Here is a 16595-nt window from a genome sequence, read left to right on the forward strand (position 1 = left end):
ACCTATTGTAAATATTTAGTATGCGCTCTACATCTATTTATTCGCCACCGTACTTAAAATTCCTGTCGGACCGGCTAAAAATTCACAGCTTGTTCGCATCTGACTCCGGCTGCGGGGCGCGTACGTCCGTTACTTCGCCGCCTGCTCGGCAACAAGCGATTCGACCGCCTGCAATGCCTCGTCCAGCTTGGAAGGGTCTTTGCCTCCAGCCTGGGCCATGTCCGGACGACCGCCTCCGCCGCCTCCGCAGCGGGAAGCCGCTTCCTTCACCAGCTTGCCGGCATGGAAGCCCTGCTGCACCAGATCCGGGGTAACGGCCGCTACGAGATTCACCTTGCCGTCGCTGACTGCGCCGACGACGATAACCGCAGAGCCGAGCTTTACCTTCATCTGGTCAACGATCGTGCGCAAGGAGTCCATGTCGCCTGCATCCACCTTGGCGGCGAGCAGCGTGACGCCTCCGACCTGCTTGGCGCTGTCTGTCAAAGAACCGGCTTCGATCGCGCTCAGCTTGCCGCGCAGCGACTCGTTCTCGCGGCCCAGCTCCTTGATCTGGCCGAGCATCGCTTCGACCCGCTTCGGCACGTCCGGCACATTCGACTTCAGCAGCGACGCCGCTTCCCGAAGCAGCTGAAGCTGGCCGTCCAGGTACAGATAAGCGCTACGTCCGGTTACCGCTTCGATCCGGCGGACACCCGAGCCTATGCCGCTTTCGCTGACGATCTTGAACAGGCCGATTTCGGCCGTATTCCGCACGTGGCAGCCCCCGCACAGCTCGATGCTGTATTCGCCGACTTGCACGACGCGGACGACGTCGCCGTATTTCTCGCCGAACAGCGCCATCGCGCCCATCGCTTTCGCTTCGGCAATCGGCTTGGACTCGATATCGACGGACGTTTGTCTCCAGATCTGCTCGTTCACCCGTTCTTCGATGCGGGTCAGCTCTTCGGCGCTGATGCTGCCGAAATGGGAGAAGTCGAAGCGCAGACGGTCCGGCTCGACCAGCGAGCCCGCCTGATTGACATGGTCGCCGAGCGTTTCCTTGAGCGCCTTGTGCAGCAGATGCGTCGCCGTATGATTTTTGACGATATCGTCGCGCTTGCCGGATTCGACTGCGGCCTGCACCGTATCTCCCTTGCGAAGCGTCCCGTTCGCGACTTTCACCGTATGGACGGTCTGGCCGTGCGGAGCTTTCCAAACGTCCTCGACGGAAGCCTCGAGCTGGGCGCCGGTAATCGTACCGCGGTCGCTGACTTGTCCGCCGCTCTCCGCATAAAACGGGGTGCGGTCGAGCAGCACCTGGCATACTTCGCCGCTGCCGGCCATGTCGACGAACGAATCGCCGCTTACAATTGCAATAATATTAGCACTTGTTACCAGATCAGTATATCCAACAAACTCGGTTTTAACCGTAAAATCGGTGAGCGGACCGCCCTGCACCTTCATGCTGTCCGTCTCCTGACGTGCCGAACGCGCACGACTGCGCTGAGCCTCCATCTCGCTGTCGAATCCGGCCCGGTCGACGGTAAAGCCGTTCTCCGCCGCGAAATCCTCGGTCAGGTCAAACGGGAAGCCGTACGTGTCGTACAGACGGAACGCGTCCTCGCCGCCGACTACCGTACCGCCTTCCTTCTTCAGCCCGGCGATAATCGACGATAGCATATCGAGACCGTCGGACAACGTCTCGTGGAAGCGCTCCTCCTCGTTCCGGATCACTTTCTCGATAAATTCCCGCTTCTCGACCACCTCGGGATAATAAGCGCCCATAATCTCGCCGACGACCGGCGTCAGCTCATACAGGAACGGCTTGTCGATGCCGAGCGACTTCCCGTAACGCACGGCGCGGCGCAGCAAGCGGCGGATAATGTAGCCGCGGCCTTCGTTGGAAGGAAGCACGCCGTCCCCTACGGAGAATACGACAGTACGGATATGGTCGGCGATGACCTTCAGCGCTATGTCATGCTCTTCATTCGTATGATACGTCACACCGGCGATGGCGCTCGTCTTCTGGATAATCGGCTGGAACAGATCGGTATCGAAGTTCGAGTCGACGTCCTGCAAAATCGAGGCGAACCGCTCGAGTCCCGCTCCGGTATCGATATTTTTGTTCGGCAGCGGCGTGTAGCTGCCGTCCTTGTTATGGTTGAACTGCGAGAATACGAGATTCCACACTTCGAGGAACCGCTCGTTCTCTCCGCCCGGCCAGCATTCGGGATCGTTCAGGTCGCCGTATTTGTCGCCGCGGTCATAGAAGATTTCCGTACAAGGACCGCAAGGGCCTTCGCCGATATCCCAGAAGTTTTCCTCCAGCTTGTAGATACGGTTTTCCGGAATGCCGATTTTTTTGTTCCAGAACTCGTAGGCTTCCGTATCTTCCGGATATACGGTTACGGACAATCGGTCCGGATCGAAGCCGATCCATTTCTTGTCGGTCAGAAACTCCCACGCCCAGGTGATCGTCTCTTCTTTGAAATAGTCCCCGATCGAGAAATTGCCGAGCATCTCGAACATCGTATGGTGGCGGCGCGTCTTGCCGACATTTTCGATATCGTTGGTACGGATACATTTTTGCGAGTTGGCGATCCGCGGATTTTCCGGTACGACCCTGCCGTCGAAATACGGCTTCAGTGGCGCCATCCCCGCATTGATCCAGAGCAGAGACGGGTCGTTGTGAGGCACAAGCGACGCGCTCGGCTCAATCTTATGTCCTTTCTCCGCAAAAAACTCCAGCCACTTCCCGCGTATTTCACTTGCTTTCATCGGGTTCCATGCCTCCATATTCGATAGTGGGGGTAAAAAAACAAAAATCGCCCCTGAAAATTCAGGGACGAGGTCTTCTCTCGCGGTACCACCCTGGTTATTGCAAGTGTCCGCTTCTGACCGTCCTTCGTAGATAACGCCTCCCTCCCGGGAAACGCCGCTCGAATCGGCCGCAGCGCAAACAGCCCGCAATCGCCTTGTGCCGGAAAATAACGGTTCCGTACCGGTGGAGTTCATCCACGCTCCGAAGTAGCGTTCGGCCATCCTTCTTCATAAAAGCTCTTGCAGCGCGCTGCCGGACACATGAGGAGCGTCCGACCCGGAGCTTTCTCTCTGGATCAAGGGCGATGGCTTACTCGTTTCGTCATGGCGTTAAGCGATATGCCGTTTTTTTGAACCGCATTCATCCCTTAATTTTATAGCCCCGCCCCTCGCTTGTCAAATGGTTCGCGGGTTTTGCCGCCCTGTGCTAGTGAATGTCCTTCTTCTTGAACTGCCCGCCCATGACGTCGTGAATATTGCCTACGGCAAGAAAAGCCCCCGAATCGATCTCCTCGACGATCGCTTTCAGCTTGGCCTCCTCCAGCCTCGTAATCACGCAGAAGATAACCTGCTTGTCGTCGCCGGTATAGGCGCCTTCCCCTCTTAAGTACGTAACTCCGCGACCAAGCCGGTCGAGCAGCGCATCCCCCAGCTCCCGGTACTTGTCGCTGATGATCCAGACCGACTTCGATTCGTCGAAACCGGCCATCACAATGTCGATCATCTTGAAGGCGATGTAATAAGCGATCAGCGAATACATCGCACGGTCCCAGCCGAAGACAAAGCCCGCGCTGCCGAGTATGAAAAAGTTAAAAAACATGACGATTTGCCCGACGGAAAACGGCGATCTTTTGTAAAGCAATATCGCTACGATCTCCGTACCGTCCAGCGACCCGCCGGCCCGGATGACGAGGCCGACGCCGATTCCAACGATGATCCCCCCGAACACGGCCGCCAGCAGCGGGTCCATCGTGAGAGGCTCCACCGGGTGCAGCAGCGTTGTCCCTGCCGACATCACAAGAACTCCGTACAAGGTCGATAAAGCAAACGTTTTCCCGATCGATTTGTAGCCGATAAACAGAAACGGCAAGTTCAGCAAAGTGAGAAACAGGCCAAGCGGCAGTCCCGTCAAATACTTGCTTATAATGGAAATGCCGACGACCCCGCCGTCGATAATGTTGTTCGGGACGAGAAAAATTTCAAGCCCTACCGATACGGACGCCGCACCGAGAAAAATAAGGATCGCCCTTTTGGCGATCAGCGCCTTGGAGCTTCTCCGATGCTGCTGCCGGATGGCGTCGATGACTCCGGATTCATGCGAAATGGACACGGCAAGAACTCCCTTCCTTGCTAACGCTCGTATAGCGGTCTTCTTTTTTTTTATTGTACCCACTTCTCCCGGATTTGCTTTTGCTTCGCTTACTCGGCACCCGACGCTTCGTTCCGGCTGCAGGCAGAAGCCCGGTACTATGGAAAGTTAGTACTTCTCGCTTGCGGCTTCACCGTCTAAGATTAGGATCAGGTGCTAGGACGTGATGCAACAGCAATGACGAGCGACAAAAAGCTTCAGGACCCTATCCGGCGCCCATCTTACAAATCGAGGTGTATTCGTATGATTAGAAGAAGAAATACAACCGCTTTCTCTTTTTTATCCTGGGCATCGTTCGCTTGTGCGTTTCTGGCTATGTTTATCGGTATCTATACATTAGAGGAACCGTTGTCCGTCAAAGGTTACTACGCAGTCGCCGCCTTATACTTGACGATGTCCGCTTTTGTCCTGCAAAAGACGATCCGGGACAACCAGGAAGATGCAGACGCGGGCAAGAAACGGAACTCCGGAGCGTTTACGTTTTTGTCCTGGGCCGCTTTCGCCACGGCGCTGATTGCCATGTTCGTCGGCATCTACAATTTGAATCAGCCGTTGTCCGTGCAAGGGTATTATGCGGTATGCGCCTTGTTTCTGACGATGTCCTCCTTCGTACTGCAGAAGACGGTACGGGACAACAAAGAGGACGACGACCTGATCGGTCCCGTGCACGCAGACGTTCAGGAATGACCGGACGTCCCTGCCGCCGATTCAATCATAACGGTGATTATAGTGCGATTCTCCCCCGCTGTCTATGAGGCTGACGACGGATGAAACGCAAAAAAAAGCCCGGTACCCCTCAGGGCGCCGGGCTATCGTGCTTTTTTCTTACAATTTCATTTCATTTAAGACAGCTTAACCGGCTGACCGCTCTTGACGGACTCGTATCCGGCCAGCGCAACCTCGGCGGAGCGAAGGCCGTCCTCGCCGCTGATCGGAGACGCCTTGCCTTCGATCAGAGCGTCTACGAACGACTTGACCATGTAGTGGTCCATCGAATCGCCCCAGTACAAATATTGCCCTCTGCCGACATCGTCGCTGTACAGCTCGGTTTTCTGAGCGAAGCTGTCTACCGAGATCGTACCCTTGGTGCCGATGATTTCCATCGTTACGTCACCCCAGGTCGGGAACGTCTTGGAACGCGACCAGCTTGTATCGAGTACGCCGAACGCGCCGTTGTCGAATTTGACATGGATCATTCCCGCGTCGTCTACCTTCAGTTCTTCATGGAACAGCGTTGCGGCATACGCGTACACTTCGTTCACTTTGGAGCCGGTGAACCAGTTCATCAAGTCCATCACGTGTACGGTATGATCGAGCAGCGCGCCGCCGCCGGAAAGCTCGGGCTCGACGAACCATCTGCCCGGCATCGAGCCGCGGTTCGTCCCTTTGATCGCGATAATCTCGCCGATCTCGCCACGGTCGACCGCTTGCTTGGCGTTAATCACCGCAGGCAAGTAGCGGCAAGGGAATGCGGTCATCAGCTGTACGCCGTTGTCGCTGCAAGCTGCGATCATCCGCTCCATCTCGGCAACGGAAATGCCAAGCGGCTTTTCGCAGATTACGTGTTTTTTGGCGTTCGCCGAATCAATTGTCTGTTGGGCGTGGAACGCGTTCTCGGAGCAGATGACAACCGCGTCCATATCAGAGATAGCCAGCAAATCTCGGTAATCTTCGTAATAAGCGATCCCGTGTTTGGTTACGACGCCTTCCACACGGCTTTTGACTTCGTCGGCGATACCGACGAGCTCTACTTCCGGCAAGGCGAGCAGCGCATGGAGATAGGAGAACGCATGTCCGTGCGCAAAGCTGATCATGCCCACTTTAAGCTTGCTCATCGCGATCCCTCCCCTTTATTGAACACTACGGCTTGACCGGTGCGGACCGATTCCATCACGGCAAGACCGATCTCAAGCGCCTTGTACGCATCCTGGGCCGTTACGATCGGCTCGCGGTTTTCGCGGATGCAATCGATATAGTGATGGATTTCCTTCTCGAACGGATTCGTGAAGCCCGGGCTTTGCGGGACTTCCACAAACGGTCCGCTTGCGTCTTTTGCAGCCGCTTTACGCACCTGCACCGATTTGGTTTGCGAGCTGTCGCTGCGGATAATCCCTTTGCTGCCCGCAATTTCAGCTGCGGTCGTGAACGGTCCCGGGTAGCCCCAGTGCGCTTCCACGTTCGCTACTGCGCCGCTCTCGAATACAAGCGTGGCGGAAGCGTAGTCCACATTGCCTTCGACGGTGCGAAGTCCGTATACCGAACGCACTTCGCCAAGCGACCAGCGGAAAAAGTCGAGGTCGTGAATCATTAGGTCGATGACGACGCCGCCGCTTTTCTCATCCTCGGCGAACCACGGACGGCGGTCTCCGGGATGTCCGCCGATCCGCTTCGCGTGAGCGACGCCGATCCGGCCGAGGGAACCGTCGTTGATTTTATTTCTCATCTGCACATACTCCGGGAAGAAACGGACGACATGTCCGATAAACAGCCGCACGCCGTTTTTCTCGCAGACGCTTATCATCTCCGCCGCGTCTTCCAGGTTCAGCGCGATCGGTTTTTCGCAAATAACGTGTTTGCCCGCATTAGCCGCACGAATCGAATACTCCTTGTGCAGATAGCTCGGCAAGGTGACGCTTACAACTTCGCAGCCCGACTTCTCGAGCATCTCGTCAAATGACGTATAGGCGGTCGCGCCTGTGCGCTTGGCCATGTTCTCCATGAGATCCGGCTGAATATCGCATACTCCGACTACGGTTACGCCGGGAACTTTCGCATAGCTGCTGGCATGGACGTTGCCTAGGCCGCCGCAGCCGACGATTGCTACTTTCATGGCTTTCCCTCTCCCCATTTCGTGTATAATGGATTCATAAGCAGTACAAGGCCAGACATTACTCTGACTTGTTCATGAACCAACAATACAATGTTTGGGATAGGACGTATATGCCGTCATTTGTCGGCTTTGTATCCAATTTTGTCATGTCCCGCAAAGCAGGTGCCGCCCCTATGGAAATTTATAAAGAGCCGATCCATTATCAGAATCCGGTGCTGTGCATCAAGGTATGGAAATTCGAGCAGCCGGGCCGCCCGAGACCGAAGCCGGCGGTTGCGGCTACCCAGGAGCAGCTTCAGAACGTGCGCTGGCACTATCATAAAGAAGTGGAGTTCATTCTCGTCCAGAAGGGCATCCACGAAATCCATACGCCGAACCGCCCGTATCTGCTCCATCCGGGCGACGTGGTGGTGATCGGATCGTCCCAACTGCACCGCGGCCGTCCCTATAGCGAGGAAGGGCTTGTCTATATCGTGCTCCACGTCGATCTGGAAGCTTACTTCGATCCGGCGATGATGAGATACTACCGACATTTCTCTGAAGTACACCACCCGCTGGAGGACTTGAACTATATGTTCCGGGAGAACGAGAACGTCCGCCGGGAGCTCGGGCGCATCATCGAACGGATTCATGACGAGATTATGGGCAAATCGACCGGTTATGAGATTGCGGCCAGCATGCATATCAAGCATCTGCTGCTGACGCTGCTGCGCGGGGATACGAGAGGACTGCTGCAGGCGCACGATCTGGTCGATCCGGGCGTCATGAAGCCGATTCTCGAACATGTGGACAACCATCTGTCGGAGAAAATCGATATGGAACGGGTTAGCCATCTCGCAGGAATGAGCTACTTTTACTTCTCCAAATATTTCAAAAAAGCGATGGGCTCCTCGTTTACGGATTACGTCAACCGGAAGCGGATCGCCAAGGCGGAACGGCTGCTCGTGACGAGCAGCCAGAATGTGACGGAAATTGCCCGGGCGGTCGGCATCGAGAACATGGCTCATTTTTATGAGCTGTTCAAACGGTTTAACGGCTGCACCCCCAAGCAGTATTTGCGCAAAATCGACAGCGGCGTCGAGTGACCAGCGGTTGCAAGCACGGCCGGCCGCTGTCGCGCAGAGGGACGTTATTCGTTCTCGTCTCCCTCTCCGCCGCCGCTGCCTTTGCTATTCTCTCCCGATTTTTTTGCGGATTCTTTTTCTTTTTTCTGCGCTTCCTTCTCGGCTTTCTCCAGCTTTTTCTGCTGTTCCTGCTCATATTGCTGCAGTTCCTTATACATCTGAAACTGTTTCTTAAGCTCCTGGTCGATAACGCTCGGCTGCTGGGTTTGCTGCTGCTTGCTTTGCTCCTCCTTGGCTTTTTTCTCTCCGCCGCATCCGGTTAATGCCGCAATCAGACCAATGCTGCCGGCGATTACCAGCACCTTGATCCCGGCTATCGCTTGAGCTGCTGCTCCGTTCCGCCTCATGTCGTGTCCCCTCCGCCCCGCCTTTTAGAGATTAGCTTTCCCACGCAGGCAGATTCGATTCGTTTGCGTGCGCATAATAAAAAGCCGCGACTGGATAGTCACGGCTTCTATGCACGTCAGGACGGTATTATTCGCGAGTCGGATCAGAATCCGACGGTTTGGCCGGCGCGGGGCCGACGGCTGCGCCACTCGCAACGCCGGCGCCTCCCGATAGCTTGCTGGTGAAGCCTTTGACCAACTTGTCGAGGTCGATGCCCGACACGCTCTTCAGCATCTCCGGTGCCGTCGCCATAAGCGAGGTCACATAGTTGCTCAAGCGTGCGGCGCCTTCCCCGTTGCCGGTGTCGACGACCGTCAGCTTGTCGATCGAGCTAATTGGCTGCGCCACTTTACCGGCGAGCTCCGGAAGCATTTTCACGATAATATCGAGAACCGCTGCTTCGCCGAACTTCTCGAACGCTTCAGCCAGCTTCTGCTTCGCTTCCGCCTCGGCCAGACCGCGCAGACGGATCACTTCCGCCTCAGCCGTCCCTTTCGCCCGTTCCGCATCGGCGATCGCCAAACCTTCGAGACGCTTCTGCTCGGCGTTCGCCCTCGCCTCCGCTTCGATCTTGTACTGCAGCGCATCGGCTTCGCGAATACGCTTCGCCTTATCCGCCTCGGCCGCCTGCTCGACGGCGTAACGGTCGGCGTCCGCCTTCTTTTTCACTTCCGCATCGTACTGCTTCTCGCGGCGCAAAATCTCTTTCGCCTCAAGGTCGATTTCCCGCTCTTTACGGACCAGTTCCACCTGCATCTGCTCTTCGACGACGCTTTGTTTCGAACGCGCTTCCTGGATGTGATAGGCTTGGTCGGCTTCGGCCTTGGCCATATCCTGGTCTTTCTTAAACGCGGCCGTCTTCAGCTCTTTCTCCTTGGCTGCTTCGGCAATGTTCGTATCCCGCAAAAGCTCAGCCTTCATCCCATCCTCTTCGGCTTTCGCCTTCTGAATCCGGGAATCCCGCACCGCCTGGGCTTCGGCAATCTCGGCGTCGCGCTTCACCGCGGCGATCCGCGGCTTCCCGAGCGAGTCCAGATAACCGTGCTTGTCGCGCACGTCCTTGATCGTGAACGAAACGATCTGCAGCCCCATCTTTTTCAAATCTTTTGCCGCTACGCCTTGAACCTCCTGGGCGAACTTGTCGCGGTTCCGGTACACTTCCTCGACCGTCATCGAGCCGAGAATGGAGCGGAGATGCCCTTCCAGCACTTCCTGCGCTTCTCCCTTCAGCGCCTCGGTCGGCTTGCCCATGAATTGCTCCGCCGCCGTAGCGACGTCTTCGACCACACTGCCGATCTTGATGATCGCCACCGCGTCCGTCATAACCGGCACGCCTTGTTCGGTATACACTTCCGGGGTGGATACGTCCAGCTTAAGCGACAGTAACGATAAGAACTCCGCTTTCTGGAAAATCGGCAGGATAAAAGCTCCGCCTCCGCGTACGATTTTGATTCGCCGTCCCGAATCGTCTGTGAGCACATTTTTGCTTCCCAAAAACGATCCCGTTACAATCATCGCCTCATCCGGGCTAACCGTCTTGTACCTGGCCCAAAACGCCAGCCCGAGCACGACAATTACGCCGATGACTATCGCCGGAATGACCAAAGCTTCTGAAAATTCCATCCAATCTCTCCTCTCTGATTACGGGTTATTCCCCATTGAGCGCATCGTCCAGCCGGGATACGAACAACGTATCGTCCCGGACCTCAACGACGACTACCCTTTCCCCGGCCGCAAGCGTATTCCCGTCGAAGCTGGCTGCGATCTGGTTGGTCCGTCCGGCGCCTACCTTTAGCAGCACTTCGCCGTATCCTCTGGGCGGGATCGGCACAAGCACTTCGCCGATAAGACCGGACAGCTCGCGGATCGAGAAAGCTGTGGAGTTTTCGCTGTTTTCCATCGGCCGGACATAAGCGACGAAGATCAGAATGCTCAGACCGATTGCGGCAGCCAGCGCGATAACGACTACCCATAGCGACCCGAGTGCGGTGTAATGAGCAAGTAAAAGTCCGGCCCCGCCAAATGAAGTAATCCAGCTAACGAGCACCATCGGGCGAATCTTCCACAAGCCGTCGATCGACAGGAAATCAAGCACCCCGTCGATCGCGTTGCTGATCAGGTCTCCGAAGATGACGGTTACTAGGGCGAACAAGGCTCCTCCAGCCAAACAAGCCCAAAACAGTTGCTCCACATCCGATCCCTCCCCGCGCCGGTGCCGTCTAACCATAGCTAGCTAAACAACACCTGTAGTTCTGCAAGCATTTCCCATATATTGATCGATGCTGTAAGTTCACTATGTATTACGTTGTTCAGCGACTCGAGTTTCACAATTTCGACACAAAATCGCTTTTTGTTGCAAAGGCCTCGCATAAGCATCCTCCCGGACTTTAGATCAGGGACGAATCCGGGTATAATAGACATACTTATGACAATGGCGGGGATATGAAATGAGGATACCAAAGCGTAAACGGAACCCGCTCCGATACATACTCCGGCTGCTGCTGTCGGTCGTGCTTGCGGTCGCGCTTTATTTCGGCGGGATGAGCTGGCTCATTCTGCATACTTGGAAAACGTCCGCAGGGGCAAACAGCGACACGGTGATCATCTTGGGAGCAGCCGTCTGGAATGGCAAGCCGAGTCCGGCCCTCAAAGAGCGGCTCGACGTCGCCGTCGCCCTCTGGAATGAGAAAAAAGCTGCACGCATCATAACAACGGGCGGAATCGGTCTGCCCGGCGAGCCGTCGGAAGCGGCGACAATGAAAAAATATTTAGTCCAGCAGGGTATTCCTGCTAGCGCCATCCTCGTAGAGGATCAGTCCCGCAGCACCTATGAAAATTTGCAAAACAGCCGCATACTGATGGACGAGCATAACCTGCGCACGGCGATTCTGGTCACGCACGGATTTCACGCGTTCCGCGCCGATATGATGGCGGAGATGCTCGGCATCCCGTCCACGGTCGAACCGGTGCAGCTCCGACCGCACAAGTTGGCCTACTATACGCTCCGCGAATGCGGCGGAGTCGCTTACCTGCTCGTCACCGACCCGCTAAGGTCGATCAAGGCATTATTCTAAGTTGTTTATTCTGCTTATATAGGGAGGCGTTTGCGGATGTCGATCTCGGTTCGCACTTATACGATAAACGATTATGAAGATTTGCTGACGGTCCAGCGCGAGGCGTTCCCTCCCCCCTTTCCGGAAGAGCTCTGGTGGAAACCCGAGCAGATCGCCGCTCATGCCGCCACGTACCCCGACGGTGCGATGGTAGCGATATGCGACGGCCAAATCGCCGGTTCATCAACATCGCTGCTCGTCCGATTTACCGGCGAGCCCCATACGTGGGAGGAAGTGTCCGATAACGGCTACATCCGCGGCAGCCACGATCCCGAAGGCGACAGCCTGTACGGAATCGACCTTTGCGTCAGACCGTCCTTCCGTTCGCGGGGCATTGCCGCGGCCTTGTACGAGGCGCGTAAAGCGCTTGTCGTCCGCTCCGGACTGAAACGGTTCATGGCCGGCTGCCGAATCCCCGGTTACCATGAAGTTGCGGATACGATAAGCGCCGAGGACTACGTCCGGCAAGTCACCGCAGGAGAGCGGAAGGATCTGGTCCTCTCGTTCATGATCCGCCAGGGGCTGAAACCTGTTCAAGTGCTGGACGGTTATCTGGAGGACGAAGAGTCTCTGAACAAAGCCGTGCTGGTTGAATGGAGAAACCCGCAGCTCACCGACTAGGAGGAACAACATGTTGCCAACAAACCGCATCGCGGCCGTCCAATACGGCCTGTCCAGACTTCGCTCCGGTGAAGCGTTCTGGGCGAATGTCCGCCGTTATATAACCAAAGCCGGCGACGAGCAGGCGAAGCTGATCGTATTTCCCGAATATTTGACCGGACACTTGCTATCCCTCGCCCCTGCGATGACCAACGCCGAGGCATGCGAATATTTGCACGCGCGGACGGACGAATATATGACCCGGTTCACGGATTTAAGCCGCGAGTACGGGATGATGATATTGGCGGGCACCCATATTCACCGGGAAGGATCGTCTGCCGCCCCCGGCCCGGAATCCAAGGCGTATTATAACGAAGCGTTCCTGTTTTTCCCCGACGGACGGATCGAGCGGCATAAAAAGAACCATTTGACGCCCGAGGAGCAGCGTGCCTGGCCTCTGCTGCCCGGCGACCAATATGAAGTTCACGATACCGAAATCGGCAAGATTGCGATTCAGATCTGCTATGACATCGAATTCCCCGAAGGCTCGCGCATTGTGGCGGATCGGGGAGCGGACATCATTCTTTGCCCTTCCTATACGGATGCGGCGGCGGGATATTGGCGGGTGCGCAACTGCAGCCAGGCGAGAGCGATCGAAAATCAGCTGTACGTCGCGTTAAGCGGACTGGCCGGCAGCATGGCCGGCGTCGAACAGGTCGATGTCGGCTTCTCGCGTGCAGGCGTATTCGCTCCGTGTGACAGACCGTTTCCTCCGGACGGCATATTGGCGGTCGGCTCCGGCAACCGCGGCGGTCTCGTCTACGGCGATGCCGATCTCGGTCTGCTGACGGAAAACCGGACCCAGGGGGGCGTGGCTCCGTTCCGGGACCGCCGTCCTGAGCTGTATGCCGCATATGCGCGCCGCACCTGATTGCAGCAGCAACAGCAGCCGACACCGCATAAGGGCGTTACGCGAAGCTACGTCGTGGGCTTGCGCTGCACGTAATAAATAAAGATGTGCTGAACGATTACCTTCAGGACGGCAAATACCGGGACGGCCAATATAAGGCCGATAATCCCGGCGAGCTTGCCTCCGACGAGCAGCGCGAAGATGATCAGCAGCGGATGGAGATGCAGCGTGCGCCCTACGACTTGCGGGGATATTACATTTCCTTCCAGTATTTGCACAATAAAATTGACCAGGACGACGAACAGCACCATTTTCAGCGATACGGTGGAGGCCATAATGATCGCCGGCGCCGCACCGAAAAAAGGGCCGAGATACGGAATAATGTTAAATACCGCCACGATGCTGGCCAGCAGCAGCGCGTACGGCATTCCGATCAGCCAATAGCCGAGATAAGCGAACAGACCTACGAGCAGGCAGACGAGAAACTGGCCCCGTATGTAATTACCCAGAGCGGTATCGATATCGATCACCAGCTTGATCGCGTTTTTGCGGTGGGTGCGCGGGACGGTGGCGAGTACGGTTTTCTCGATCAGTTGATAATCCTTGAGGATATAAAAGGCCAGGAACGGGACGATAAAAGCGACCATCAGCGTATTGATCGTGCTGCCGATGCCATTGACCAGGTTCGATATAAATGTCGACAGCGCATCCTCCGCTTTTAACAGCGCGTTGTTGATGCCGTTGCGGACGCTCTCGGGCACCAGACGGTTTTCGTTCAAGCCGTCGAACAACCCTTGCGCACGGACGGTCAGCTCCGGCATATGCTCGTTCAGCTCGCCAAGCTGCTTGACGAACATCGGGGTCAGATTCATCACGACGACGACGACAGATGTAATAAACACGGCGTAGATGAGTAAAACTGCGGCTGTACGCGGCACTTTTCGTTCGTTCAGCAGCCGGACGATCGGATTCAGGACGTAAGAGATAATCAACGCTATGACAAACGGTGCAAGCACCGCTTTTAAAAACCCGAATGCGGTCGACAGGATCGGTTTGATCTGCTGCAGCAAAAACAAAATGACCAGTCCAAGCAGCACGTATACCAATGTGACGAATGTCCGGCTCTTCATAAACTTATCCACCGCTGGCGCCTCCTTTCCTCGTTACAGTATATGTACAACCCCGGGCACTTCATTCAAAAGAAAAAACCGCCCGATGGGCGGCCGAAGGCTATATAAATGCAGGAAACCCGTCCGGAAAGGACGGGCTGTTTCTGCGCGGCTTGCAGCCGGCGATTAGTTAGCGTGAACTTCAGGCATTTCTTCCTCGAAGAACAAGTCGTCCAGCGAACTCAATGTGCCGTCTTCCTCTACCTGGTAGACGGACATTTTGTCTCCGTTTACCGTTAATTCGATAAAGCAGCTCCAGCAATAAAACTGATGGGAGCCGATTTTCCCTATATCCTTTGAATTGCAGTTCGGACATCTCAGCATTATACTCACCCTATTTCATGAAATGATGGCGTTTCTTGTGCGACGCAGCCGACCGGCACCATCACAGCGTCTTCCCCGATCGTAGCCGATTGCGGAGAAGGCAGCCACTTGCGCCCTTCTTTGATGTCGGATATGAAACCGTCGGACAACTCATAACCTACTATCTTTTTATCCATTTTATCTCCAAAGTAAACATCTTCCACCAAACCGAGATTTTCCCCGTCCAGCGTGATGACCGGCAGGCCCTTTAATTTGAAGCCGCCGTCCAGCAAAGCGACCCATTCGGACCCGGAGTCGTCCATACTGCGGACAGCCTGCTCGTCCTTCACGGTGACGGCGTCCGTCCCGATCGATACGATGTCTTCCCATCCGATGTAGCGGGGAGAAGCAAACCAATTTTTCGATTCCAGCAGTACACCTTGAAGATTCCAATCGCGATCGATCAGGAAATCTTTTGCTATGCCTAATTGCTTGCCCGCTTCGATATCGAGTACGGGAAGCCCCATGATGTCTTTTGCTCTTCTCAAGGTGGTGCCCTCCTGAAAATGAAAGCTGGCTTCGTCACCATCCACTAAGCTTTACCTAAAGGGGACCAGGCGGTCCCCTCCTGCGGCAAAACCGGTTAAAAGCATACCTATATCATGCACGCACCTTCGGAATTTCATTCCATAAAGTGCAGGTTGTCCTAGGCTACCCGTATTCTAAGCTGCAGTCGAGAACGTCTATTCCTGATGTCGGTCATTGTATCGGAGCGGCACAGTCAATCGCCGCCTTCCCACCTCCTAGCATACTATACGGGGATCAGTTGCCTTACAAACTATTACGAATTCGCCGCGAAATAGTTGCAACTTTTATCGCTGCGGCGCGGATTTGTTCAATATTTTGCGAGAATCCGAAGCTAAACCGGATTGCGGAACGTTTGACTTCTTCCGGAAGGCGCATCGCGCGAAGGACGTGCGAAAGCTCCAGGGAGCCTGACGTGCAGGCCGAACCGCTAGCTGCCGCGATCCCTTCCAGATCCAGGCTCATCAGCATCGTTTCGGTATCGGCACCGGGGAAGCTTACATTAAGAATGTGGGGCAATCGTTCAGTAGCGTGGCCGTTTACAATAAAGCCGTCGTTCCCGAGCTCCGAACGCAAAATTTCGATCATTTGCGCCCGCAAGCGGCTGACGTGTTGGAAGTTGCTCTCCTGCTCCCGCACCGCAATCTCCACCGCTTTGGCAAAGCCGGCGATGCCGGCTACGTTTTCCGTGCCCGCCCGCCGTTTGCGCTCCTGAGAGCCGCCTACCAGCAGAGGGGCGATCGTCGTCCGCTTGGACACGTACAGCGCGCCTACCCCTTTGGGGCCATAAATTTTGTGGGCGGTGAAACTCATCAGATCGACCGGCAGATCGGACAGGTCCAGCGGCATCAGCCCTAGCGCCTGCACCGCATCGACATGGAATACGATCCCCCGCTCGCGGGCGGTCATCCCGATCTCGCGAATTGGCTGAAGCGTTCCGACTTCGTTATTGCCATACATGATGCTGATCAGAAACGTATCGGGCCTGATCGCCGCAATTAGCTCCTCCAGACGGATCTGTCCGGATTCGTCGACCGGTATATACGTTACCTCGTAACCTTTACGCTCAAGCTGTTCGCAGGCGTGCAGGACAGCTTGATGCTCAACCTGTGAAGTGATAATATGTTTGCGGTTCGTCCCGTACTGCTCGGCCGCCCCGAACAGCGCCGTATTGTCGCTTTCGGTGCCGCCGCCTGTAAATAACAGCTCGGCAGGCGAGCAGACGAGCTGCCTTGCGATCGAATCGCGGGAACGGCTTATGGCGATCCGGCTCTCCCGGCCGAAGGAATGAAGGCTGGAAGGGTTGCCGAACGTTTCCTTATAATAAGGAAGCATCGCTTCCAGCACTTCCGGCCGAACCGGAGTTGTAGCTGCATGATCGAGATAAATCGGACTCATCGACG

At 55.8% G+C, this 16595-nt stretch carries 15 protein-coding genes and 2 pseudogenes; 6 read left to right on the forward strand and 11 right to left on the reverse strand.

The annotated features are described in order from the left end of the window. Positions 1 to 129: 129 nt before the first annotated feature. The gene (alaS, locus tag IDH45_RS25130; protein WP_190930897.1) at positions 130 to 2760 is read right to left on the reverse strand and encodes an alanine--tRNA ligase; all 2631 of its coding nucleotides are present in this window, start codon (positions 2758 to 2760) and stop codon (positions 130 to 132) included. A gap of 469 nt (positions 2761 to 3229) precedes the next feature. Continuing rightward, complete coding sequence (locus IDH45_RS25135) at positions 3230 to 4063, reverse strand: YitT family protein (RefSeq protein ID WP_223836951.1); 834 nt, start codon at positions 4061 to 4063, stop codon at positions 3230 to 3232. 354 nt (positions 4064 to 4417) lie between these two features. Here IDH45_RS25135 and IDH45_RS34300 point away from each other — a divergent pair. Beyond that, a pseudogene (locus IDH45_RS34300) lies at positions 4418 to 4612 on the forward strand (YiaA/YiaB family inner membrane protein); the annotation flags it as partial. A gap of 45 nt (positions 4613 to 4657) precedes the next feature. Further along, positions 4658 to 4858, forward strand: a pseudogene (locus IDH45_RS34305) (YiaA/YiaB family inner membrane protein); the annotation flags it as partial. A gap of 155 nt (positions 4859 to 5013) precedes the next feature. Here IDH45_RS34305 and IDH45_RS25145 read toward each other — a convergent pair. Both IDH45_RS25145 and IDH45_RS25150 read right to left on the reverse strand, forming a co-directional pair. Then, positions 5014 to 6006: a Gfo/Idh/MocA family protein gene (locus IDH45_RS25145; protein WP_190930899.1), complete on the reverse strand. Its 993-nt coding sequence runs from the start codon at positions 6004 to 6006 to the stop codon at positions 5014 to 5016. Beyond that, on the reverse strand, positions 6003 to 7001 hold the full coding sequence (locus IDH45_RS25150; protein WP_190930900.1) for a Gfo/Idh/MocA family protein: 999 nt from the start codon (positions 6999 to 7001) through the stop codon (positions 6003 to 6005). Before IDH45_RS25150 ends, IDH45_RS25145 begins: the two co-directional genes overlap by 4 nt. A gap of 173 nt (positions 7002 to 7174) precedes the next feature. On the opposite strand from IDH45_RS25150, the gene IDH45_RS25155 reads away from it, so the two are divergent. Beyond that, a complete protein-coding gene (locus tag IDH45_RS25155; protein WP_190930901.1) occupies positions 7175 to 8086 on the forward strand; it encodes a helix-turn-helix domain-containing protein in 912 nt (303 codons plus the stop codon). Between the two features lie 44 nt (positions 8087 to 8130). On the opposite strand, the gene IDH45_RS25160 is transcribed toward IDH45_RS25155, so the two are convergent. The 3 genes from IDH45_RS25160 to IDH45_RS25170 form a co-directional block, all read right to left on the reverse strand. Continuing rightward, entirely contained in the window at positions 8131 to 8472 is a 342-nt protein-coding gene (locus tag IDH45_RS25160; RefSeq protein ID WP_190930902.1) for a hypothetical protein, read from the reverse strand. Positions 8473 to 8599: 127 nt separating this feature from the next. After that, positions 8600 to 10135, reverse strand: a complete 1536-nt coding sequence (locus IDH45_RS25165) for a flotillin family protein (RefSeq protein WP_317891284.1) — start codon at positions 10133 to 10135, stop codon at positions 8600 to 8602. 25 nt (positions 10136 to 10160) lie between these two features. Continuing rightward, positions 10161 to 10703 carry a protease gene (locus IDH45_RS25170; protein ID WP_190930903.1) on the reverse strand — a complete coding sequence of 181 codons (543 nt, stop codon included), beginning with the start codon at positions 10701 to 10703 and terminating at the stop codon, positions 10161 to 10163. Positions 10704 to 10959: 256 nt separating this feature from the next. On the opposite strand from IDH45_RS25170, the gene IDH45_RS25175 reads away from it, so the two are divergent. From IDH45_RS25175 to IDH45_RS25185, 3 genes are read left to right on the forward strand one after another with little or no spacing between them, the layout of a single operon-like run. Beyond that, positions 10960 to 11586: a YdcF family protein gene (locus tag IDH45_RS25175; protein ID WP_190930904.1), complete on the forward strand. Its 627-nt coding sequence runs from the start codon at positions 10960 to 10962 to the stop codon at positions 11584 to 11586. Positions 11587 to 11622: 36 nt separating this feature from the next. Then, a complete protein-coding gene (locus tag IDH45_RS25180) occupies positions 11623 to 12246 on the forward strand; it encodes a GNAT family N-acetyltransferase (RefSeq protein WP_190930905.1) in 624 nt (207 codons plus the stop codon). 10 nt (positions 12247 to 12256) lie between these two features. After that, positions 12257 to 13156 (forward strand): carbon-nitrogen hydrolase family protein, encoded by a 900-nt coding sequence (locus IDH45_RS25185; protein ID WP_190930906.1) that lies wholly within the window; start codon positions 12257 to 12259, stop codon positions 13154 to 13156. 47 nt (positions 13157 to 13203) lie between these two features. Here the strand turns inward: IDH45_RS25185 and IDH45_RS25190 are convergent, their stop codons facing one another. The 4 genes from IDH45_RS25190 to IDH45_RS25205 all read right to left on the reverse strand — a co-directional run bounded on the left by IDH45_RS25190 (position 13204) and on the right by IDH45_RS25205 (position 16590). Continuing rightward, complete coding sequence (locus tag IDH45_RS25190; RefSeq protein WP_190930907.1) at positions 13204 to 14277, reverse strand: AI-2E family transporter; 1074 nt, start codon at positions 14275 to 14277, stop codon at positions 13204 to 13206. A gap of 153 nt (positions 14278 to 14430) precedes the next feature. Next, positions 14431 to 14628: a hypothetical protein gene (locus IDH45_RS25195; protein ID WP_190930908.1), complete on the reverse strand. Its 198-nt coding sequence runs from the start codon at positions 14626 to 14628 to the stop codon at positions 14431 to 14433. A 5-nt stretch (positions 14629 to 14633) separates the two neighbouring features. Further along, a complete protein-coding gene (locus IDH45_RS25200; protein ID WP_190930909.1) occupies positions 14634 to 15155 on the reverse strand; it encodes a PRC-barrel domain-containing protein in 522 nt (173 codons plus the stop codon). Positions 15156 to 15438: 283 nt separating this feature from the next. Continuing rightward, a complete protein-coding gene (locus IDH45_RS25205; protein ID WP_190930910.1) occupies positions 15439 to 16590 on the reverse strand; it encodes a cysteine desulfurase family protein in 1152 nt (383 codons plus the stop codon). Positions 16591 to 16595: the final 5 nt, after the last annotated feature.

The sequence above is a fragment of the Paenibacillus oceani genome (assembly GCF_014705615.1).
GTDB classification, from domain to species: Bacteria; Bacillota; Bacilli; order Paenibacillales; family NBRC-103111; genus Paenibacillus_AB; species Paenibacillus_AB oceani.